The 18696-nt window shown below is 63.4% G+C and carries 23 protein-coding genes and 1 tRNA gene; 7 read left to right on the plus strand and 17 right to left on the minus strand.

The features are described from left to right. Window positions 1-429 precede the first annotated feature (429 nt). From ACED18_RS09595 to infC, 12 genes are all read right to left on the minus strand, one after another. Complete coding sequence (locus ACED18_RS09595) at window positions 430-1068, minus strand: hypothetical protein (RefSeq protein ID WP_377291486.1); 639 nt, start codon at window positions 1066-1068, stop codon at window positions 430-432. Between the two features lie 93 nt (window positions 1069-1161). Continuing rightward, window positions 1162-3588 carry a phenylalanine--tRNA ligase subunit beta gene (pheT, locus tag ACED18_RS09600; protein ID WP_377291488.1) on the minus strand — a complete coding sequence of 809 codons (2427 nt, stop codon included), beginning with the start codon at window positions 3586-3588 and terminating at the stop codon, window positions 1162-1164. Window positions 3589-3616: 28 nt separating this feature from the next. Then, on the minus strand, window positions 3617-4051 hold the full coding sequence (locus tag ACED18_RS09605) for an ASCH domain-containing protein (protein WP_377291490.1): 435 nt from the start codon (window positions 4049-4051) through the stop codon (window positions 3617-3619). Further along, window positions 4048-4323 carry a DUF2442 domain-containing protein gene (locus ACED18_RS09610; protein ID WP_377291492.1) on the minus strand — a complete coding sequence of 92 codons (276 nt, stop codon included), beginning with the start codon at window positions 4321-4323 and terminating at the stop codon, window positions 4048-4050. Before ACED18_RS09610 ends, ACED18_RS09605 begins: the two co-directional genes overlap by 4 nt. Then, window positions 4304-4540, minus strand: a complete 237-nt coding sequence (locus tag ACED18_RS09615) for a DUF4160 domain-containing protein (RefSeq protein ID WP_377291494.1) — start codon at window positions 4538-4540, stop codon at window positions 4304-4306. The genes ACED18_RS09610 and ACED18_RS09615 overlap by 20 nt, the downstream gene beginning before the upstream one ends. Before the next feature lie 4 nt (window positions 4541-4544). After that, window positions 4545-4820 (minus strand): DUF2442 domain-containing protein, encoded by a 276-nt coding sequence (locus ACED18_RS09620; protein WP_377291496.1) that lies wholly within the window; start codon window positions 4818-4820, stop codon window positions 4545-4547. Then, a complete protein-coding gene (locus ACED18_RS09625; protein WP_377291498.1) occupies window positions 4795-5037 on the minus strand; it encodes a DUF4160 domain-containing protein in 243 nt (80 codons plus the stop codon). Before ACED18_RS09625 ends, ACED18_RS09620 begins: the two co-directional genes overlap by 26 nt. A gap of 12 nt (window positions 5038-5049) precedes the next feature. Next, complete coding sequence (gene pheS, locus ACED18_RS09630; RefSeq protein ID WP_377291500.1) at window positions 5050-6138, minus strand: phenylalanine--tRNA ligase subunit alpha; 1089 nt, start codon at window positions 6136-6138, stop codon at window positions 5050-5052. After that, window positions 6135-6971, minus strand: a complete 837-nt coding sequence (locus ACED18_RS09635) for a serine/threonine protein phosphatase (RefSeq protein WP_377291502.1) — start codon at window positions 6969-6971, stop codon at window positions 6135-6137. Before ACED18_RS09635 ends, pheS begins: the two co-directional genes overlap by 4 nt. A 141-nt stretch (window positions 6972-7112) precedes the next feature. Further along, on the minus strand, window positions 7113-7517 hold the full coding sequence (rplT, locus tag ACED18_RS09640) for a 50S ribosomal protein L20 (RefSeq protein ID WP_149738799.1): 405 nt from the start codon (window positions 7515-7517) through the stop codon (window positions 7113-7115). Between the two features lie 34 nt (window positions 7518-7551). Further along, complete coding sequence (rpmI, locus tag ACED18_RS09645) at window positions 7552-7755, minus strand: 50S ribosomal protein L35 (protein WP_102020677.1); 204 nt, start codon at window positions 7753-7755, stop codon at window positions 7552-7554. A 247-nt stretch (window positions 7756-8002) separates the two neighbouring features. Further along, window positions 8003-8539, minus strand: coding sequence for a translation initiation factor IF-3 (infC, locus tag ACED18_RS09650; RefSeq protein ID WP_377291915.1), 537 nt, complete (start codon window positions 8537-8539; stop codon window positions 8003-8005). Between the two features lie 225 nt (window positions 8540-8764). Here infC and ACED18_RS09655 point away from each other — a divergent pair, with 225 nt between their 5' ends. Together ACED18_RS09655 and ACED18_RS09660 are read left to right on the plus strand one after the other, a co-directional pair. Continuing rightward, window positions 8765-9565, plus strand: a complete 801-nt coding sequence (locus ACED18_RS09655; RefSeq protein ID WP_377291504.1) for an alpha/beta hydrolase — start codon at window positions 8765-8767, stop codon at window positions 9563-9565. A gap of 199 nt (window positions 9566-9764) precedes the next feature. After that, window positions 9765-10385: a transglutaminase-like cysteine peptidase gene (locus ACED18_RS09660; protein ID WP_377291506.1), complete on the plus strand. Its 621-nt coding sequence runs from the start codon at window positions 9765-9767 to the stop codon at window positions 10383-10385. Window positions 10386-10463: 78 nt separating this feature from the next. Here the strand turns inward: ACED18_RS09660 and mbfA are convergent, their stop codons facing one another. Together mbfA and efp are read right to left on the minus strand one after the other, a co-directional pair. Beyond that, on the minus strand, window positions 10464-11444 hold the full coding sequence (mbfA, locus tag ACED18_RS09665) for an iron exporter MbfA (RefSeq protein ID WP_377291508.1): 981 nt from the start codon (window positions 11442-11444) through the stop codon (window positions 10464-10466). Window positions 11445-11585: 141 nt separating this feature from the next. Then, on the minus strand, window positions 11586-12155 hold the full coding sequence (efp, locus tag ACED18_RS09670; protein WP_377291510.1) for an elongation factor P: 570 nt from the start codon (window positions 12153-12155) through the stop codon (window positions 11586-11588). Window positions 12156-12315: 160 nt separating this feature from the next. On the opposite strand from efp, the gene epmA reads away from it, so the two are divergent. Both epmA and ACED18_RS09680 read left to right on the plus strand, forming a co-directional pair. Then, window positions 12316-13374, plus strand: a complete 1059-nt coding sequence (gene epmA, locus ACED18_RS09675; RefSeq protein ID WP_377291512.1) for an EF-P lysine aminoacylase EpmA — start codon at window positions 12316-12318, stop codon at window positions 13372-13374. Next, window positions 13371-14435, plus strand: a complete 1065-nt coding sequence (locus ACED18_RS09680) for a lysine-2,3-aminomutase-like protein (RefSeq protein ID WP_377291514.1) — start codon at window positions 13371-13373, stop codon at window positions 14433-14435. The genes epmA and ACED18_RS09680 overlap by 4 nt, the downstream gene beginning before the upstream one ends. A gap of 45 nt (window positions 14436-14480) precedes the next feature. Here the strand turns inward: ACED18_RS09680 and ACED18_RS09685 are convergent, their stop codons facing one another. From ACED18_RS09685 to ACED18_RS09695, 3 genes are all read right to left on the minus strand, one after another. Then, on the minus strand, window positions 14481-15143 hold the full coding sequence (locus tag ACED18_RS09685; protein WP_377291516.1) for an OmpA family protein: 663 nt from the start codon (window positions 15141-15143) through the stop codon (window positions 14481-14483). Window positions 15144-15208: 65 nt separating this feature from the next. Further along, window positions 15209-15970, minus strand: coding sequence for a type 1 glutamine amidotransferase (locus tag ACED18_RS09690; RefSeq protein ID WP_377291518.1), 762 nt, complete (start codon window positions 15968-15970; stop codon window positions 15209-15211). A 74-nt stretch (window positions 15971-16044) separates the two neighbouring features. Then, on the minus strand, window positions 16045-16518 hold the full coding sequence (locus ACED18_RS09695) for a DoxX family protein (RefSeq protein ID WP_377291917.1): 474 nt from the start codon (window positions 16516-16518) through the stop codon (window positions 16045-16047). 171 nt (window positions 16519-16689) lie between these two features. On the opposite strand from ACED18_RS09695, the gene ACED18_RS09700 reads away from it, so the two are divergent. From ACED18_RS09700 to ACED18_RS09710, 3 genes are all read left to right on the plus strand, one after another. Further along, the gene (locus ACED18_RS09700) at window positions 16690-17037 is read left to right on the plus strand and encodes a SelT/SelW/SelH family protein (RefSeq protein WP_377291520.1); all 348 of its coding nucleotides are present in this window, start codon (window positions 16690-16692) and stop codon (window positions 17035-17037) included. Window positions 17038-17178: 141 nt separating this feature from the next. Beyond that, a tRNA-Leu gene (locus ACED18_RS09705) sits at window positions 17179-17263 on the plus strand. Window positions 17264-17456: 193 nt separating this feature from the next. Then, window positions 17457-18650 carry a tyrosine-type recombinase/integrase gene (locus tag ACED18_RS09710; protein ID WP_377291522.1) on the plus strand — a complete coding sequence of 398 codons (1194 nt, stop codon included), beginning with the start codon at window positions 17457-17459 and terminating at the stop codon, window positions 18648-18650. Window positions 18651-18696 lie beyond the last annotated feature (46 nt).

Below are 18696 nucleotides of genomic sequence, written 5' to 3' on the forward strand. Positions count from 1 at the left end.
CTCCGGCGACGGGGGCGGGTCGGTCGGGCGTTCGGACGTCTGCCTGCCGGTCCATCCCATGAGCGCGCCGGATTCACCTGTGCGGTGTGCACGGGGACGGCGACTGCCGGGCCGCATCGCCCGTTGTCCGTCCGCAGGCGTGCCTCCTCTCGGGGGCCCGGATGCGGGGCGGGCGATGAGAGACGGACGGCGGTGGTCTTCCCTCCAGAGGGACCGACCTGCGGGCAGAAACGACCGAACGGGGCGCTGAGAGGTGCTATCCTTAGACTATCCTGCGAGGCAGCTTTCAGCGCCCCGGCCGACAGATTTGCATGCCACGGGCAGATGCTGCCGCGTGCGCGCGCCCGCATGCCCGCTCTTTGACGACTGCGCTCTTTGACGGGCCCGCTTTTTGACAAGACCATCTGTCCGGCGCGCCGGCGGTGCCGGTCAGGGGGCCGCGGCCCGGCCGGCGGCGGCGGGCGGCGGAAAGCCGGCATAGTGCGCCGCATGGCTGCCTTCGTGGTTTGCCATGCCCGGCCGCGTGAGGATGCCGCGCGGGGTGGCGAAGCTCGAGATGATGCGCCTGGGGCGCTCGTGCCAGGTAATGTTGACCGCCCAGAGCTTCGGGAAGAATTCGAGGCTGGCATAGGGCAGGTGATCGTGGATCCACCAGGCGAGCCGCCGCCAGTCGCCCTCTTCGCGAAAACGATCCGCCACCCAGGGCACGACCACGCAGGCCGTGGCCCCCATGCAGCCCTCGGCGTCCCTCATGTCCCAGATGTGGCCGGCGGCACTGGCTTCGTTGGAGGCGCAGTTGAGGCCGTGTTCGTTGCCGAAGGCGTTGACCTGCGGCGAGCGATAGGCGGAGCGGATGGCGAGCCGCCCGAAGGTGGCCTGCAGCGGCTCCAGCAGGTCTTCGCAGAGCCTTCGGCCGGCGGCAATGGCAAGGTCGGGATCGTCGGGGATGTTGCGGAGGCCATAAAAGGCGGCGATTTCGGAATGAAGGAAATCGCGCAGGAAGAAATTCTCCGAAAGCCTGGCGCGGCCGAGCTCTTCCAGGCCCTTCATGCTGGCGGGTTTGCGCATCGCCTTTCCTCCCCGTTGACTTCAGGGAGGAGAGTAGGCGGCGCAGCGGGGCCGCGCCACCCGGTTTCGTCGTCATCGGGGGACGGGGCGCGCTCAGGCGCGCAGCGTGCCGCCGGTGGTCTTTTCGACATTGGCGACGATCTTCTTCGTCAGCGCGTCGAAATCCTCATCCGTCAGCGTCTTGTCCACCGGCTGGATCGTTACCTCGATCGCCACGGACTTGCGGCCCTCGCCGAGCGCGGCACCTTCGAAGACGTCGAAGACGCTGACGCCGGTGATGAGCTTGCGGTCGGCGCCGGTCGCGGCGCGCTGGATGGCGCCGGCTTCGACGGCCCTATCGACCACGAAGGCGAAGTCGCGCTTCACGGCCTGGAAGGCGGAGAGGTCGAGCGCCGGCTTGGTGCGGGTCGCCTTCTTCTTCGGCTCCGGCATGGCATCGAGGTAGATCTCGAAGCCGGCGAGCGCGCCGGAGACGTCGAGCGCATCGAGCGTCTTGGGGTGGAACTCGCCGAAATGGCCGAGCACCACCTTCGGCCCGAGCTTGATGGTGCCGGAGCGGCCCGGATGATACCAGGCGGGGCCGCCGGCCTCGAACTGCACATTGGCCATGGGCAGGCCGCAGGCTTCGAGGACGGCGATGGCATCGGCCTTGGCGTCGAAGACATCGACCGGCTTGCCGCCGCCCTTCGTCGCATTCGACCAGAGGCGGCCGGCACCGGCGAGGGTCGCGGTGCCACGGCGGACGCCACCCGCCACCCGGCGCTGGCCGGAGGGCAGGTCGCTCTCATAGGTGCCGGAGACCTCGAAGAGCGCGACGTCGCCATAGCCCTTGTCGGCATTGCGCTGCGCGGCCGTCAAGAGGCCCGGCAGCAGCGAGGGGCGCATGTCCGACATGTCGGCCGCAATCGGGTTTGCGAGCGCCAGCTGCGGCGAACCGCCGCCGAACAGCTCGGCCTCAGCCTTCGGGATGAAGGACCAGGTGACGGCTTCCAGCATGCCGCGCGACGCCAAGGCGCGCTTGGCGGCGCGGGTGCGGATCTGCAGCGTCGTGAGGATGCGGCCATTGACCGAACCCTTGGCCGGCAGGGGCTTGGCCTTGATCGCGTCCACGCCATGGATGCGCATCACCTCCTCCACGAGGTCGGCCTTGCCATCCACATCGGGCCGCCAGGAGGGCACGGAGACCTGCACCCGCTCGCCCGTGCCGGAGATGACGAAGCCGAGGCGCGTCAGGATCTCGCGGCTCTCCTGCGTGGAGACCTCGAGGCCCGTCAGGCGCTTTACCTCCGCGAAGGGGAAGTCGACGACCTTGGGCGTGTAGCCGGCATAGCCGACCACATCCGCCTTCGCCGCCGTGCCGCCGCAGAGCTCCAGCACCAGTTCGGTGGCGCGCTCCAGGCCGGGCACCATGTATTCGGGGTCGATGCCGCGCTCGAAGCGGTAGCGGGCGTCCGTGATGATGCCGAGGCCGCGGCCGGACTTGGCAATGTTCATGGGGTCCCAGAGGGCGGATTCGATGAGCACGTCGGTCGTGTTCGCGTCGCAGCCGGAATGCTCGCCGCCCATGATGCCGCCGATGGATTCCACGCCGTTGTCATCGGCAATGACAACATTGGCCGGCGAGAGCGTGTATTCGCGCGTGTCGAGCGCCAGCACCGTCTCGCCTTCCGCCGCGCGGCGCACCGTGAGGTTGCCCGCAACCTTGGCGGCATCGAAGACGTGCAGCGGCCGGCCCTGGTCGAAGGTCATGTAGTTGGTGATGTCGACCAGCGCATTGATGGGGCGCAGGCCAATCGCCAGCAGGCGCTGCTGCATCCAGCGCGGGCTCGGCCCGTTCTTGACGCCGCGCACCAGGCGGAGCGCAAAGCCGGGGCAGAGATGGGTATCGGCGCCGAGATCAAGCGTCACCTTCACCGGCGTCTCGCCTTCGACCGCGAAGGACGGCGCGGGGCGGGTCTTGAGCGTGCCGAGGCCGGAGGCGGCGAGATCGCGGGCGATGCCGTAGACGCTGGTGCAGTCCGGCCGGTTCGGCGTGAGATTGATCTCGATGACGGGATCATCGAGGCCGGCGTAGGACGCGAAGCTGGTGCCGACGGGCGCGTCTTCCGGCAGATCGATGATGCCGTTGTGATCGTCGGAGATGTTGAGTTCCTTCTCCGAGCACATCATGCCGTGGCTTTCGACACCGCGGATGGTGCCGACGCCGAGCGTCACATCGATGCCGGGGACATACATGCCCGGCCGCGCGAAGGCGCCGACAAGGCCGGCGCGCGCATTCGGCGCGCCGCAGACGACCTGCACCGGCTTGCCGTCGCCGGCATCGACCGACAGCACCTTCAACTTGTCGGCCTGCGGGTGCTTCTCGGCGGTCAGGATCTTGGCGATGACGAAGGGCTTGTAGGCCGCCTTGTCATCGACATCCTCGACCTCGAGGCCGATCGACGTGAGGCGCTCGCAGATGGCCTCGAGCGTGGCGTCGGTTTCCAGGTGCTCCTTGAGCCAGGAGAGGGTGAATTTCATGATGCCAATCTCTTCTTACACTTGGGCCTCAGCCCCGATCCCGTTCAAATCGGCCTACGAGGCGAAATCGCTCGCACACCAGTTGCATGTCCAGCGCAAAACCGCCATTGCGCCGGAAGTAGCGCTCATGTTCCCGCCGCCAGTGGGCAAGCGAGCGATCCCCCTCGCCCTCGGCATGGGCAAATTCCGCATCGACGTCATCGAAGCGACGGATCGTCACCTCGATCGTCTCGATGACGGCTGCGGGACGGCCGCTGCCATCCAGCACCACATCCTGCCGGCCGACCTCGGGAAGCGGCTCGCCGCCCGCGCCAAAATGAGCGAGCGCACCGCAGGTCGCCGTCTTCGTGCCCGCCAGGACGAGCGCGAGCAGTTCGTCGGCCAGCGCGGGCGAGTCGCCGAACGCAAACCGGTTGGCCTGCGCATAGTCATCCGGCTGCAGAAGGATGCCGGTCCCGCTCATGCCGCTTTTTCGGGTGACTTGGCGCCGGGGGCTTTGACTCCCAGGAACATGCTCTTTACCGAGATGCCCTCATCGACGGCAGGCCACCAGATGCCTTCGTACATCAACTCGATGTCGTTCAGCTCCTCCGCGGTGAGCTTTGACAGGAAGGGATACCACCACAGAGGAGTCGCGATGACACGACCGTCGGCGAGCGCGACATGGACATCACCGCCTTCGCACCAGGCGCGAACGGGACGCATCTGATCCGTTTCAAAGGCCAAAGAAGTCATTCCAAGCACCTATCCAGTCATCGCGATGTTCCAGGGCCACTTTGAGCAGTCTTGCGACTTCCTGGTCGCTATATCCCTTGTTGTGGGCCACTTCCAAACTGTTGAGCCAGACTTTCAGCGACTTTCCGTCCTTCACGATATGGACATGCGGCGGCTCGCCGACATCCAAGGCGTAAAACCGGAACTTATAGCCGTGCCAGATCAGCAGTGTCGGCATGGCCTCAAGCAGCCTTCTCCGGCACCTTGGCCTGCGGATATTTCCAGCCAGCCAGCATGCCCCGGATCGACAGGTCCTCATCGACGTCAGGCCAATGAACCCCGGCCAGCATCAATTCGATGTTGTTGCGCTGCGCCGGCGTGGCCTGAAAGAGGGTTGGATACCACCACAGGGGGGTGATAACTTCCCGCCCGTCCGCAAGCCGCACATGAACGTTATGGAGATCACACCATGCTTCCACGGGGCGCTCGTTTTCAGGATACAAACTCGGCGAATTCATCCCATGCCTCCACAAACTGATCCTGATGCTCTTTCACGACGTTCATGATACGCCGCACCTCGGCTGCATTAAACCCTTTCGCTTCCACAAGTCCGATCGGATCTAGCCAAATATTGGCCGTTCCTCCGTGACCAGTGACATGGATATGCCGCGGCTCGCCCATGCCGTAGCCGTAAAAGTGGAAACGGAACCCGTATTTGCGAAGGACCGTCGGCATCCTCCCTTTTCCCTAAGCGCTCAACCCGCCAAAGAGCGTGGGCATGTCGAGCGGGCGGAAGCCGTAGTGGCTGAGCCAGCGCACGTCGGCGTCGAAGAAGTTTCTGAGATCCGGCATGCCGTATTTCAGCATGGCGATGCGGTCGAGGCCCATGCCCCAGGCAAAGCCCTGGTAGACATCCGGGTCGAGACCGCCCGCGCGCAGAACATTCGGGTGCACCATGCCGCAGCCGAGGATTTCCATCCAGTCCGTGCCCTCGCCGAACTTGACGATCGGGCCGGAGGAGCGGTCGCACTGGATGTCCACCTCGAAGGAGGGCTCGGTGAAGGGGAAGAAGGACGGGCGGAAGCGCATCGTCACATCATCGACCTCGAAGAAGGCCTTGCAGAACTCTTCCAGGATCCAGCGCATGTTGGCGACGTTGGAATGGGTATCGACCACAAGGCCTTCCACCTGGTGGAACATCGGCGAATGGGTGGCATCCGAGTCCTGGCGGTAGGTCTTTCCGGGAATGATGATGCGGATCGGGGGCTTCTGCGCTTCCATGGTGCGCACCTGCACCGGCGAGGTGTGCGTGCGCAGCACCTTTCGTTCCCCTTTTTCATCGGGCTGGAAGAAGAAGGTATCATGCATCTCGCGGGCCGGATGTCCCTCGGGGAAGTTGAGCGCCGTGAAGTTGTAGTAATCGGTCTCGATATCGGGACCTTCCGCAATGGAGAAGCCCATGTCCGCGAAGATGGCGGTGATTTCGTCGATGATCTGGCTGATCGGATGGATGCGGCCGCGCTCGGCCGGAGAGGTGCGCACGGGCAGCGAGATATCCACCGTCTCGCGCGCCAGCCGCTCGGCGATCGCCTTGTCCTTCAGCGCGGTCTTGCGGGCCGCGATCGCCTCGCCGACCGTGTTTTTCAGCGCGTTGATCGCCGCGCCGCGGGTCTGGCGCTCTTCCGCAGACATGGCGCCGAGCGTCTTCAGGAGTTCGGAGATCGAGCCCTTCTTGCCGAGTGCGGCGACGCGCACCGCTTCGATCGCCGCCTCGTCGGCCGCCGCTTCGATGTCGGCAAGCAGGGTCTGTTGAAGATGAGAGAGATCGTCGCTCATGGGGTCTTTGCCTTGTTGGGTGAAGAGTTCGCACGGTCCTCGCCGGACCGGTGGGCAGCGCCGGTGGAGGTGCCCGTCAATTGTTGAAGGGTTTCGACAGCTGCAATGAAGCGTGCCACGTCCTGACCGGGCCGAATGCGCTGCACGGCACGGACCGGGACCAGCAGGGGCGCCAGTCTCGCAACGATGCGTGACAGCTCCGCGACGGCCGCAGGCGTCGCCTGGGCCGCCCAGGCGGCATAGGCGCGCTCCGGCGTTTCCGGCAGCAGGCTGCGGGTGGCGATCTGCAGGAAGAGCAGCAGGACGTCGCGCGCCTGGGCGCTCGCCAGCGGCATCACGGCCTCCGGGTCTTCTTCGAAATCCAGAAAGGCGAAGGCATCGTCTGCGGTGATGACGAAATCGCGGGGATGGGGGCGGCCGTGACAAAGCCCGGCGCGGTGCAGGCGACCGATCTCCGTCGCGCAGCGCACCAGAAGCGCGTCGTGCGAAACAGGCTCGCCACGCGCATCGCGCATATCGCCGCCAAGGTTGCGGCCGAGGTTTTCGAGCACCAGGGCCCGCGGCCCGCGATAGACGATCCCGGCAGTGCGGAAGCCGGCAGCCTTGAAAGCCGCCATCTTGCCCGTCTCGCGACCGATCATGCGGTCCGGGGAGAGAACCGGCGACGGCCGCAGCATGGGTTCTCCCAGCAGGCGGGCGAGAAGTGACTGCGCGCGCACCCGCATCAGGCCCTCACGGCCGGCGTAGCGCTTGATCCAGACGGTGCGATCGGCCAGTTCCAGGCGCTCGACACGGGAACGGCCGGCCACCAGCGCTGCCAGCAACCGCTCCATGTCTTGTTCCGGAAGGGTGGAAACCGAAGTTTCCGGCTCATCATGTTGCACGTCTGATATCCACGAAACGAAAAAACCCGCGCCAGCCCTGCCAGCGCGGGTTTCCCAATTCAATTGTCAGAAAGCTTGGGAAGCGCTGGCTTAACGAACCGCGCTTTCAAACTCATTGGCCGTGCCGGCATCCTTGAGGTAGGCAAGCGCCTTCTTGGCGGCTTCGACGAGCGCACCGAAAGCAGCCGTCTCATGGATGGCCATGTCCGACAGAACCTTGCGGTCGACTTCGATGCCAGCCTTGTTCAGGCCGTCGATGAACCGGCCGTAGGTCAGGCCATGCTCGCGGACGGCAGCGTTGATGCGCTGGATCCACAGGGCGCGGAAATTGCGCTTCTTGGCGCGGCGGTCGGCCGTTGCCATCTGACGCGAACGGTCGACGGCAGCCTTGGCGGCGCGGATGGTATTCTTGCGGCGGCCGTAGAAACCCTTGGCGGCCTTGAGCGTCTTCTTATGCTTGGCGTGAGCGGTTACACCGCGCTTTACACGTGCCATGTCATGATCTCCTTAAATCCAACAGCGCCGGGTCTTACAGACCGTTCGGCAGGTAGTTCTTGATGACCTTCTTGCCATCGGGCTCGGCGAGAACCATGGTTCCACGCGCGTCGCGGATGAACTTGTTGGACCGCTTGATCATGCCGTGGCGCTTGCCGGCGGCAGCTGCCAGGACCTTGCCGGAAGCGGTGATCTTGAACCGCTTCTTGGCAGACGACTTCGTCTTCATCTTGGGCATTTTGCTACTCCGTTTTTTCTTGGGGGACGCGATTGACGAGATCGCTTCCAGCTTAAAGAACGGCCACGGCATGCCCTGCCGGACCGTTCGGACGGCGGCTTTTAACCGAAGCGCACCCAAAGTGCAACGACTGAATCAGCGCGTCGCCCACTTCCGGCAAAACAAAAGCCGCCAGGCGATGGCGGCTTTTGCAAGACGGGCGAGCGGCCCGCTTTGATCTCTAACCCGATCGATCAGACAGGCTGCCTTACTTCGGCGCCAGAACCATCATCATCTGGCGTCCTTCGAGCTTCGGCTCAGCTTCCACCTTGGCAATGCCAAGCGTGTCTTCCTTGACCTGCAGCAGGAGCTTGAGGCCAAGTTCCTGGTGGGCCATTTCGCGACCGCGGAACTTCAGCGTCACCTTGACCTTGTCGCCTTCCTCGAAGAAGCGGTTCATCGCCTTCATCTTCACCTCGTAATCATGGGTGTCGATGTTGGGGCGCATCTTGATCTCTTTGATCTCGATGATCTTCTGCTTCTTGCGGGCCTCGGCGGCCTTTTTCTGGGTCGCATATTTCAGCTTGCCCAGATCCAGGATCTTGCAGACGGGCGGCTCGGCATTGGGCGAGATTTCAACCAGATCGAGGCCGGCTTCTTCCGCCATGCGGAGCGCCTGGTCCGTGGGCACGATGCCCTGGTTGCCGCCTTCTGCGTCGATGAGCTGCACCCGGGGAACTCGGATTTCCTTGTTGGAACGGGGGCCGTCCCTGGTCGGGGCCTCCGATTTGAATGGCCTGCGAATGGTCGTTGTCTCCTCGAGCTGTTGCAGAGCATATGGTGCGATGTGACTGGCATTTGCGCCTCTTCAGAGGCGGAAACAACAGGCACGAAGCATATGTGGGATGTTCAATGGATGAGTCCATAGCACAGCTCCCACGGAAAATCACCACCTGTCACGCACGTTCCGAATCGGTTTTACAGGCAAACGCGGCAAAAACATGCAAACACCAGCCAAGGAAATGAGCCCATGAGCACTGCGACCATCGAAAGCCCGGCGGCAACGCTGACGGTCGGCACGGGCAGCGAGGCACGGGAAATCGCGGCACGCATTCTGGCGCCATCGCGGCCGGACACGCCCTTTCTTGTCTGGCTCGGTGGCTACCGCTCCGACATGAGCGGCACCAAGGCCATCGAGCTCGAGCGTTTCGCCCATGAGCGCGGCCTGGGCTGCCTGCGGTTCGACTATTCCGGACACGGCATCTCGGGGGGCGAATTCCGAGATGGTACGATCTCGCGATGGCTGGAAGAGAGCCAGGCTGCGTTGGCGTTGACGGGGACAGCTCCCGTAATCCTGGTCGGCTCCTCCATGGGCGGCTGGATCGCACTTCGCTTGATTCAGGAATTGCGTGCGGCGGAGAACGGCCAGCGCGTGCGCGGCCTCGTGCTGATTGCACCGGCACCGGATTTCACCTCGGAACTCATCGAGCCAGCCCTGACTGATGCTGAAAAGGTATCCCTCATCGAGCGCGGCTATTTCGAGGAGCCGACGCCCTACGGACCCGATCCGAACATCTTCACGGCCGCTCTCATCGAGGACGGGCGACGGAACCGCGTTCTTGCCGGCGTGATAGAAGCGGGCTGTCCGGTGCATATTCTTCAAGGCATGAAGGATCCGGATGTGCCCTACGAGCACGCGCTGCGCCTCGTCAGCCATCTGCCGACCGACAACGTGGTTCTGACGCTGATTGCCGACGGCGATCATCGCCTGTCGCGGCCGGAGGATATCGCGCGGCTGCGGAGCGCCTTGGAGGGAATCATCGACGCCTGAGCAAATCGGCGGCATTTTAACCATATGCGCCAATCGCGAATTCCTTGGATTGACTTGCCCTGCGCCTGACGATTAACCTTTTGTTAACGATCAGAGCTGGGGACGAGGCAAAACGCCCGATCCCTGCCGGAAGCCAGCAGGGACAAGAGCGGAATGAAAGAGGCATGAAGCCTCCGACCGCGGCGACAGGGGAATGCGGATGAAAAAGGCTGCGGGGGTTTGGGGACTGGCAGGTGCATTCTGCGCCATGCTGATGACGGCTTCGCACGCCATCCCGGCACAGGCTGGCCCCTCGCTCTGGATGCAGACCGGCGCGATCACGTCGCAGCCGATCGGCCACTACGAATTCTGCCAGAAGTACAAGGACGAGTGCGAAGTGAAGTCGCGCTCAGTGATGCCGGCGAAGGTGACGGAACACGGTTGGGCCGTGATCCGCGAGGTCAACGACGCCGTCAACCGCAACATCACGCCGATGACCGATCTCGAGCTTTACGGCAAGGACGAAGTCTGGGCCTACCCGACGACGGCCGGCGACTGCGAAGACATGGCTCTTCTGAAGCGCAAGATGCTGCTGGAGCGCGGTTTTTCCGCCAGCGACCTGCTGATGACCGTCGTCCGCAAGCCGGATGGCGAAGGCCACGCCGTGCTCACGGTCCGCACCGCCCAAGGCGACTTCATCCTCGACAATCTCGAGGACAAGGTGAAACTTTGGACCGACACGCCCTACCGTTTCCTGAAGCGTCAGGCCTCGTTCCATTCGGGACGCTGGGTCACGATCGAGAATGGCGGCGAAGTCCTCGTCGGTTCGGTCGGCAACTAAGCCTCAGGGTCTTGTGAATACGGAAAGGCGGCCGGGCGATCGGCCGCCTTTTTCGCGTTCCGACATGGCTCATGCCCGTCAGGCATTGCCGATCAGGATACCGGCAGCCAGCACCAGCCCACCGCCGAGCACCACCTGGAAGGCGGCACGCAGGAAGGGCGTTTCCATGTAGCGGTTCTGGATGAAGGCGATGGCCCAGAGTTCGAAGAACACCACGGCGACCGCCACGGCCGTCGCCGTCCAGAAATGCGGAATGAGGTAGGGAAGAGCGTGGCCGAGACCGCCGAGCGCCGTCATGATGCCGGAGGCAAGGCCGCGCTTGACGGGTGATCCGCGCCCCGAAAGCTTGCCGTCGTCGTGGGCCGCTTCGGTGAAGCCCATGGAAATGCCGGCACCGACGGAGGCCGAAAGGCCGACGAGGAAGGTCTGCCAGGTGTCCTGCGTGGCAAAGGCGGCGGCAAAGATCGGCGCGAGCGTGGAGACAGAGCCATCCATGAGGCCGGCAAGGCCCGGCTGCACATAGGTCAGCACGAACTGGCGACGGGCGCCCTCGTCTTCCTCTGCCCGCACATCCTCCGGCAGATTGTCTTCCTTCAGACGGCGGGCAATGGTTTCATGGCCTTTCTCAGCCATGGCGAGATCGCCAAGCAGGCGGCGGGTCGACGCATCCTCGCTGCGCTTCGCAGCTTCGAGATAGAAGCGGTGGGCGGCGTTCTCCATGGCCTCCGCCTCCTCGCGCGCCTTCTCGATGGGCATGTTGGCCACCAGCCAGTCCGGCTTGCGCGGCGCGAATTCGCGCACATGCTCGCGGCGGATCAGCGGTATGCGCTCGCCAAAACGCTTCTGAAACTGCTCGATCAGCACGCGACGGTGCTCGCTCTCCTCCTCCGCCATCGCCTCGAAGACTTTCGCGGATGCCGGATACTGTGCGCGCAGCGCATCGGCATAGGAAAGGTAGATGCGACCATCGTCTTCCTCCGATGAAATGGCGAGAGCCAGGACTTCCTCTTCGCTGAGGGACGAGAAGGGACGGCGCGTGGAGGAGCGGAACAGTTGCATGGCATCACCTAGTTTAGAATAATTCTAAAAATAGGATGATTGGCGTTGCTGTCAACAGGCTGAACGCGGAGCTGCCATGCAAGAGAAAACGGGCGCCCCGAGGGACGCCCGTATCAATGCGAAGCTTGCGAACAGACCGGATCAGTCCTTGGCGCGCTCGACGTAGGACGTATCTTCCGTGGCGATGACAACGCGCGTGCCGGCCTGGATATGCGGCGGCACGAGGGTGCGAAGACCGTTGGAGAGAATGGCGGGCTTGTAGGAGGACGATGCTGTCTGGCCCTTGGTGACCGGCTCGGTCTCGGTGATTTCGAGCGTCACGTGACGCGGCAGTTCGATCGCGATGGCGACGCCTTCGTGGATCGACAGGATAACGGCCATGCCTTCCTGCAGGTAGGCCTTGCCGTCGCCGATGTCTTCGGCAGACATGACGACCTGGTCGTAGCTTTCCGGGTTCATGAAGTGGAAGCCTTCGCCATCTTCATAAAGGAAGGTGTGTTCGCGGTCTTCGACGAAGGCGCGCTCGACCTGCTCGGTCGTGCGGTAGCGCTCGGAAACCTTCACGCCGTCGGAGATGCGGCGCATATCGACCTGCGTCACCGGCGTGCCCTTGCCCGGGTGAAAGTTCTGCGCGGTGAGCACGACATAGAGCTTGCCGTCGACATCGAGCACATTGCCCTTGCGCACGGAAGAAGCGATGACCTTGACCATGGAACGTCCTTGTAACAGAGGTAGCGCAACAGCATCGGGCCGGCAGACGGCCCGTCGTGGCGCGCGAAAACGGGATTTCGCGCCGCCGATACCGCAATTTCGCGCAAATAGCCAGCCTTACGGCGGCCGGCAGCGCAGATAGATCGGGAACGAACCCCTGATGACACGCCCTTCGCCCTGGTGGACGCCGCATGTGCATGACGACCGGCGCCCTTTTCTTCTCCTGCGCAACCGCATCCGCAGCGCCATCACGCGCCATTTCGAGGCGCGCGACTTCGTCGAGGTCGATCCCTGCCTCTTGCAGATCTCGCCCGGAAACGAGGCGCATCTGCATGCCTTTGCCACCGAGGCCATCGGCACGGATGGCGCCCGCCAGCCGCTCTACCTGCACACCTCGCCCGAATTTGCCTGCAAGAAGCTGCTGGCGGCCGGAGAGCAGAGGCTCTTCTCCTTCTCGCATGTCTTCCGCAACCGGGAGCGCGGCCCGCTGCATCATCCCGAATTCACCATGCTGGAGTGGTATCGCGCGGGTGAAGGCTACGAGACCCTGATGGACGACGCCGCCGCCCTCCTGGCGCTGGCGGCGGAGACAGCAGGTCAGTCAACGCTTACCTTTGGCAGCCTTTCCGTGGATCCGTTCGCGGAGCCCGAGCGCCTCTCCGTTGCAGACGCGTTCCTTCGCCATGCCGGTATCGATCTTCTGGCCACCGTCACGGAAGACGGTGAAACGGATCGCGACGGCCTTGCAGCACAAATGCGCCTGTCCGGGCTTCGCGTCGCCGAAGACGACCGCTGGGCCGATCTCTACAGCCGCGTGCTGGTGGAGCGGATCGAGCCGCATCTCGGCATCGGGCGCGCCACGATCCTCGATCGCTATCCCGTCAGCGAAGCGGCACTCGCGCGGCCGGCAGGTGACGATGCCCGGGTGGCGGAGCGCTTCGAGTTCTATGCCTGCGGCGTCGAGCTTGCCAATGCCTTCGGCGAGTTGACCAATCCGGAGGAACAGCGCCGGCGCTTCGAGATGGAGATGGCCGAGAAGGCGCGTGTCTATGGCGAGACCTATCCGATCGACGCGGATTTCCTGGCGGCGCTCGCCATCATGCCCGAAGCGAGCGGCATCGCGCTCGGCTTCGAGCGGCTGGTGATGCTGGCAACGGGCGCAAGCCGGATCGAGCAGGTTCTCTGGGCTCCCGTGGCCCAAACGGAGGGCGCGGCATGAGTGGCGCGCGCATGCTGCGCAGCGCGGACGAACTGGTTTCCGCCGGTCTTGTTGCCGAGGACCAGCGGGATGCGTTGTCTGCCGTCGGCGCGCGCTATGCGATCGGAATCACGCCGGCCATGCAGGCGCTGATCGACCCGGCCGATCCGGCCGACCCGATTGCGCTGCAGTTCGTGCCCGATCCGCGCGAGCTCGACACCACGCCCGAGGAGCAGGACGACCCGATCGGCGATCTCGCGCACAGTCCGGTGGAGGGCATCGTGCATCGCTATCCCGACCGGGTTCTGCTGAAGGTCGTGCATGTCTGCCCGGTCTATTGCCGCTTCTGCTTCCGGCGCGAAATGGTCGGGCCGGAGGGCCTTGGGACGCTGGCGGGCACGCCCCTTGAGAAAGCCATGAATTACATTTCCGATCATCCCGAGATCTGGGAAGTGATCCTGACAGGGGGCGATCCGCTGGTGCTGTCGCCGCGCAGGCTGGCGGCGATCATGGAGAAACTGGCGGCCATCGGCCATGTGAAGATCGTGCGCCTGCACAGCCGCGTTCCCGTCGTCGATCCCGGCCATATCGATCCCGCGCTGATTGCTGCGCTGAAGGCGAGCGGCAAGACGATCTATCTCGCCATCCACGCCAATCACCAACGGGAATTCACGCCGCAGGCGGAACAGGCCATCGCCGATCTCGCCGATGCAGGGATCGTGCTGGTCAGCCAGACGGTCTTGCTGCGGGGCATCAACAACGACGCTGAAACGCTTGCAGCGCTGATGCGGCGCTTCGTAGAGCTGCGCATCAAGCCCTACTACCTGCATCATCCGGACCTTGCGCCCGGCACCGCGCACTTCCGTCTCTCGCTGGCCGAAGGCCGCGATGTCGTTGAAGCCCTGCGCCGACGGGTGTCCGGATTGTGCGTTCCTACTTACGTTTTGGATATTCCAGGTGGGTTTGGAAAAGTACAAGCATCGGCAGGGCCGATCCGAGATCTTGGTGAAGGCAATTACGAGATCCGCGACCGGAATAACGTTGTGCACGCCTATCCTCCAGCGCCACCTCCGGAGAGGTGAGTGCGAGGCGGCAATGTTGCCACCTCGCATTATGTAATTATTAACTTACTCTTGAATTGGCGCGATGGAGATCTCGACGCGGCGGTTCTGGGCGCGGCCGGCCTCTGTCGCGTTAGAAGCGACCGGACGGTCCGGTCCGTAACCCATGGCCGACATTCTGCGTGTCTCGACGCCCTGCGACGCGAGGTAATTGGCCACCGATGCGGCGCGGCGTTCGGAGAGCGCCTGGTTGTAGCCGGGGCTGCCGGTGGAATCGGTGTGGCCGTCCACGTCGATCAGCGTCTTGTTGAACTTGCGCAGCACGATCGCGACCGAATTCAGCGTCGGGTAGAAGCCCGGCAGCACCTGGTCCTGATCCGTCGGGAAGGTGATGTTGGAGGGCATGTTGAGGATGATGCGGTCGCCGGCACGCGTCACGGAAACGCCGGTGCCCTGCAACTGGGCGCGCAGCTCCGATTCCTGCTGATCCATGTAGTTGCCGGCCAGACCGCCGCCGAGCGCGCCGATACCCGCACCGATCAGGGCGGCGTTGCGGCGCTCCTTCGCATTGCCACCGATCAGCAGGCCCGTGGCCGCGCCAAGGCCGGCGCCGATCAGCGCACCGCCTGTCGTGTTGGAGACCTTCTGCTCACCGGTATAGGGATCGGTGGTGGTGCAGCCGGCCAGATAGACGGCCGCAAGGCCGATAAGCGCGCATTTTTTCAGCATGAGTCGTATTCCCCTTGGGTTCATCCGGCCTATGATCATGGATTGCGGCGGGAAGATGAACAACGTCAACCGGTCGTGGTCGCGTCATTTTCTGCCTGCTTGCGCGCTGCCGCGGCGCCTCCTGCCCGTGGCCGGATGGTCCCGATCCAGGCCCTGGCCAATGCGAGGCCGGCACGCTCCGCATCGCCGGCATGGGCGCGGACCTCGTCATCGTAGTGTTCCAGCCAGCCGGGTGCCTTGTCGGCAATCGTGGCCGCGGAGCGGGTTCGCCAGGCATCGACCACATCCAGCCCCGCCTCGAAGTGAAACTGGGTTCCGTAAGCGGCACGACCGATGCGGAATGCCTGGTTGTCGATCGAGCCGGTTGCCAGATGCACGGCGCCTTCCGGCAGGGTGAAGCTGTCATCGTGCCACTCGAAGATTCGAAAGCAATCGCCGGCCGCGGAGAGAACCGGATCTTCCTGCCCGGCCGGCAGGAGCGTCACGGGGCACCAGCCGAATTCGCGATGGCCGCCGACGCGGTTTTCGCCGCCATAGGCACGGGCCAGAAGCTGGCTGCCGAGGCAGATGCCCAGCACGGATTTGTCGGCATCGCCAAAGGCCCGCATCAGCCTGGTGAGCGGCAGGAGATGGGGATAGTCCGCATCCGAAACCGCCGACTGTTCGCCGCCCATCACCGCGAGCGCATCGTGATCGTCATGGGTCTCCGGCAGGGGATCCCCCAAATACGGGCGGCGGACATCGAGGCTGGCGCCGGCTTCGGCGAGGGCCCGACCGAGGAGGCCAAGATCCGTTCCCTCGTAGTTCTCAACGACCAGAATGTGCATGCCCGTCAGGGTCTCCCTCTTCGCTCGACGGAATTGAGCATGCCGAATCGCTGTCATCAAGTCCCTGACATCCGTCAGACCTGGCGACGAAGCCGGGCGTCGATTCCATAGGCAGTGGCGCCGCGCATGGAGAAGAACAGGAGGATCATCATCCACAGCAGAGATTTTTCCATACCCGTCAATCCTTCGTCCATGACCATGCCATGGAAATAGACCGTGACGGCGAGAACAAGCGCACCGGCGAGCGCAGCGGGCCGCGTCAGAAATCCAAAGGCGATCAGGAGACCACCAAAGAACTCTGTGATGGCCAGCAGCGGCGACCAGAATTCGCCTGGCTGGAAGCCCAGGCTCTCAACCATGGCGACCATGGCGAAAGGATCGAAAATCTTGCCGCTGCCATGGACGGCGAGCAGCAGGCCGGCGAGGATGCGCAACAGCGCCTCCATCAGAGGCGTCATGCGACGGTAGACAGGGCCGAGCGCTGGCACCACCAGACCCTTCGCCGCATCAGCGGGTGCCGGCCTTTGATCTTGCGTCTTGGCAACCATTGGTGAAGTCCTTTCTCTGGCATGACACACGTGCTCGTGGGCCGTCGTTTTCGGCGACCGGGCAGGCCCGGACAAGCATGGCATCAAGAAAACATGATAATTCGGGTTAACAATTCCGTGAGGGGCGGCTATGGCTGAAGGCGAGACTGACATGCCGAAGGAGCCTTATTCATGACGGACACTCCCAATGACGTCAGCCCGGCCGCAACGAAGCCGCGCGTCACCATCCTCTACTGCACCCAGTGCAACTGGCTGCTGCGTGCCGGGTGGATGGCGCAGGAACTGCTGCAGAGCTTTCCCGACAGTCTTTCGGAGGTGGCGCTCATTCCCGGCACGGGCGGGAACTTCGAAATCCGCGTCGATGGCGCATTGCTCTGGGAGCGCAAACGCGATGGGGGTTTTCCCGGCCCCAAGGATCTGAAGCAGCGCCTGCGCGACATCATCGACCCTGATCGTGATCTCGGCCATACGGACCGCGCAGTCCGTGCGGACACAGTCGATAGCGGCACGGCAGGCTGACCCGCCGCCGCCACAGAAATGGAATGGGCGGGGACAGGATGACCCCAGTTTTGCCTTTGCGACGGTTTTTCAACATCCGGCGCAAAAATCCAATTTTCCGTGTTGACACTTCCGCCTCGGGACCGTACACCCCGCTCCGTCGCCCAGATGGCGGAATTGGTAGACGCGCAGGTTTCAGGTACCTGTGCCGCGAGGCGTGGAGGTTCGAGTCCTCTTCTGGGCACCAAATTCCGGTTTCAGATCATCCAAGGTGGTCTAGAAGTATCAAAGAAAGCCCGGATCTCCGGGCTTTTTTGTTGTCTGGCGTCCAGTGACGTCCCGTTGCATCCGAAAGTTTTGTTGGTAGCATCGTTGGTACTTGGCAGAGAATGCCAACTGCGGCTTGGCCCGATGCCAACATTTTTCGGCTGGATACCAACATGGCGCTCACGGATACCGCCCTAAAGGCCTTGAAGCCAACAGAAAGACCAACAAAACACAGCGATGGTGGCGGGCTGCATGTCCTGGTGTCCCCTCACGGTTCGAAACTGTGGCGACTGTCCTATCGCTTTGACGGCAAACAGCAGACGATGGCGCTGGGCGCTTACCCCGCCGTTTCGCTTGCCGATGCCCGACGCCAGCGGGAAAGCGTCAAGGAACTGCTGGCCAAGGGCGTAAACCCGGCACAGCATGCGAAGCTGGAGCGCATCGCGAAACAGGCCAGCAACGCCGTCACGTTCAAAGTGGTGGCGGAAGAGTATCTTCGGAAGATTGCAAAGGAAGGCAAAGCCGACGCAACGCAAAACAAAAAAGAATGGCTGCTTGGCCTTGCCATGGCAGACATTGGCGCGCGACCTGTCCGCGACATCACCGCTGCCGAAGTTCTTGTTCCATTGCGCAGGATCGAAGCCAAAGGCAATTATGAAACGGCGAGGCGGGTTCGGTCGGCCATCGGTCAAGTTTTCCGCTATGCCATCGCCACAGCGCGGACCGAAAACGACCCGACCTTCGGCCTGAAAGGCGCATTGACCGCACCGACTGTGGCGCATCGTGCTGCTGTTACGGACAAGAGGGCATTCGGGGGCTTGCTTCGCGCGATCTGGGCTTATGAAGGCATGCCCGAAACGCGGATGGCACTGCAATTGATGGCACTGCTTTATCCCCGACCGGGCGAGCTTCGCCAAGCGCAGTGGAGCGAGATCGACTTCGGTAAGTCAATCTGGACGCTGCCGGCTGTACGCATGAAGATGCGCCGGGAGCATCGCAAGCCGCTTAGCAAGCAGGCTCTGTCGATCCTAGAAGACCTTCGCGCGCTGACGGGTCATGGTAAGTTCTTGTTCCCCGCCGTGACGTCACCCATGCGCACCATGAGCGAGAACACCATGAACAGCGCACTTAGGCGGATGGGTTTCTCGCAACAAGAAGCGACGTCCCACGGCTTCCGCGCAAGCGCTTCCTCCTTGCTCAACGAAAGTGGCAAGTGGTCCCCTGATGCAATCGAAGCAGAACTAGCACATGTCGGCGCGGACGAGGTCCGCAAAGCTTATCACCGCGCCTTGTATTGGGACGAGCGCGTGAAGATGGCCGAGTGGTGGGCGGATGAAACGCGCCTATTGCGTGAAAACACGGGATAACTCCCAATCCCTAGTGGCCGGACTCGCCCGACTTTGCCTTCCCATT

Origin of the sequence: Rhizobium sp. SG2393, from assembly GCF_042610495.1 — a bacterium.
Taxonomy (GTDB): Bacteria; Pseudomonadota; Alphaproteobacteria; order Rhizobiales; family Rhizobiaceae; genus RU20A.

Coding starts and splice junctions, on each gene's coding strand:
- ACED18_RS09595 (WP_377291486.1), bottom strand. CDS start 1,068: ATGCGCAAACCCGCCAGCATGAAGGGCCTGGAAGAGCTCGGCCGCGCC.
- pheT (WP_377291488.1), bottom strand. CDS start 3,588: ATGAAATTCACCCTCTCCTGGCTCAAGGAGCACCTGGAAACCGACGCC.
- ACED18_RS09605 (WP_377291490.1), bottom strand. CDS start 4,051: ATGAGCGGGACCGGCATCCTTCTGCAGCCGGATGACTATGCGCAGGCC.
- ACED18_RS09610 (WP_377291492.1), bottom strand. CDS start 4,323: ATGACTTCTTTGGCCTTTGAAACGGATCAGATGCGTCCCGTTCGCGCC.
- ACED18_RS09615 (WP_377291494.1), bottom strand. CDS start 4,540: ATGCCGACACTGCTGATCTGGCACGGCTATAAGTTCCGGTTTTACGCC.
- ACED18_RS09620 (WP_377291496.1), bottom strand. CDS start 4,820: ATGAATTCGCCGAGTTTGTATCCTGAAAACGAGCGCCCCGTGGAAGCA.
- ACED18_RS09625 (WP_377291498.1), bottom strand. CDS start 5,037: ATGCCGACGGTCCTTCGCAAATACGGGTTCCGTTTCCACTTTTACGGC.
- pheS (WP_377291500.1), bottom strand. CDS start 6,138: ATGAGCGACGATCTCTCTCATCTTCAACAGACCCTGCTTGCCGACATC.
- ACED18_RS09635 (WP_377291502.1), bottom strand. CDS start 6,971: ATGGAGCGGTTGCTGGCAGCGCTGGTGGCCGGCCGTTCCCGTGTCGAG.
- rplT (WP_149738799.1), bottom strand. CDS start 7,517: ATGGCACGTGTAAAGCGCGGTGTAACCGCTCACGCCAAGCATAAGAAG.
- rpmI (WP_102020677.1), bottom strand. CDS start 7,755: ATGCCCAAGATGAAGACGAAGTCGTCTGCCAAGAAGCGGTTCAAGATC.
- ACED18_RS09655 (WP_377291504.1), top strand. CDS start 8,765: ATGAGCACTGCGACCATCGAAAGCCCGGCGGCAACGCTGACGGTCGGC.
- ACED18_RS09660 (WP_377291506.1), top strand. CDS start 9,765: ATGAAAAAGGCTGCGGGGGTTTGGGGACTGGCAGGTGCATTCTGCGCC.
- mbfA (WP_377291508.1), bottom strand. CDS start 11,444: ATGCAACTGTTCCGCTCCTCCACGCGCCGTCCCTTCTCGTCCCTCAGC.
- efp (WP_377291510.1), bottom strand. CDS start 12,155: ATGGTCAAGGTCATCGCTTCTTCCGTGCGCAAGGGCAATGTGCTCGAT.
- epmA (WP_377291512.1), top strand. CDS start 12,316: ATGACACGCCCTTCGCCCTGGTGGACGCCGCATGTGCATGACGACCGG.
- ACED18_RS09680 (WP_377291514.1), top strand. CDS start 13,371: ATGAGTGGCGCGCGCATGCTGCGCAGCGCGGACGAACTGGTTTCCGCC.
- ACED18_RS09685 (WP_377291516.1), bottom strand. CDS start 15,143: ATGCTGAAAAAATGCGCGCTTATCGGCCTTGCGGCCGTCTATCTGGCC.
- ACED18_RS09690 (WP_377291518.1), bottom strand. CDS start 15,970: ATGCACATTCTGGTCGTTGAGAACTACGAGGGAACGGATCTTGGCCTC.
- ACED18_RS09695 (WP_377291917.1), bottom strand. CDS start 16,518: ATGGTTGCCAAGACGCAAGATCAAAGGCCGGCACCCGCTGATGCGGCG.
- ACED18_RS09700 (WP_377291520.1), top strand. CDS start 16,690: ATGACGGACACTCCCAATGACGTCAGCCCGGCCGCAACGAAGCCGCGC.
- ACED18_RS09710 (WP_377291522.1), top strand. CDS start 17,457: ATGGCGCTCACGGATACCGCCCTAAAGGCCTTGAAGCCAACAGAAAGA.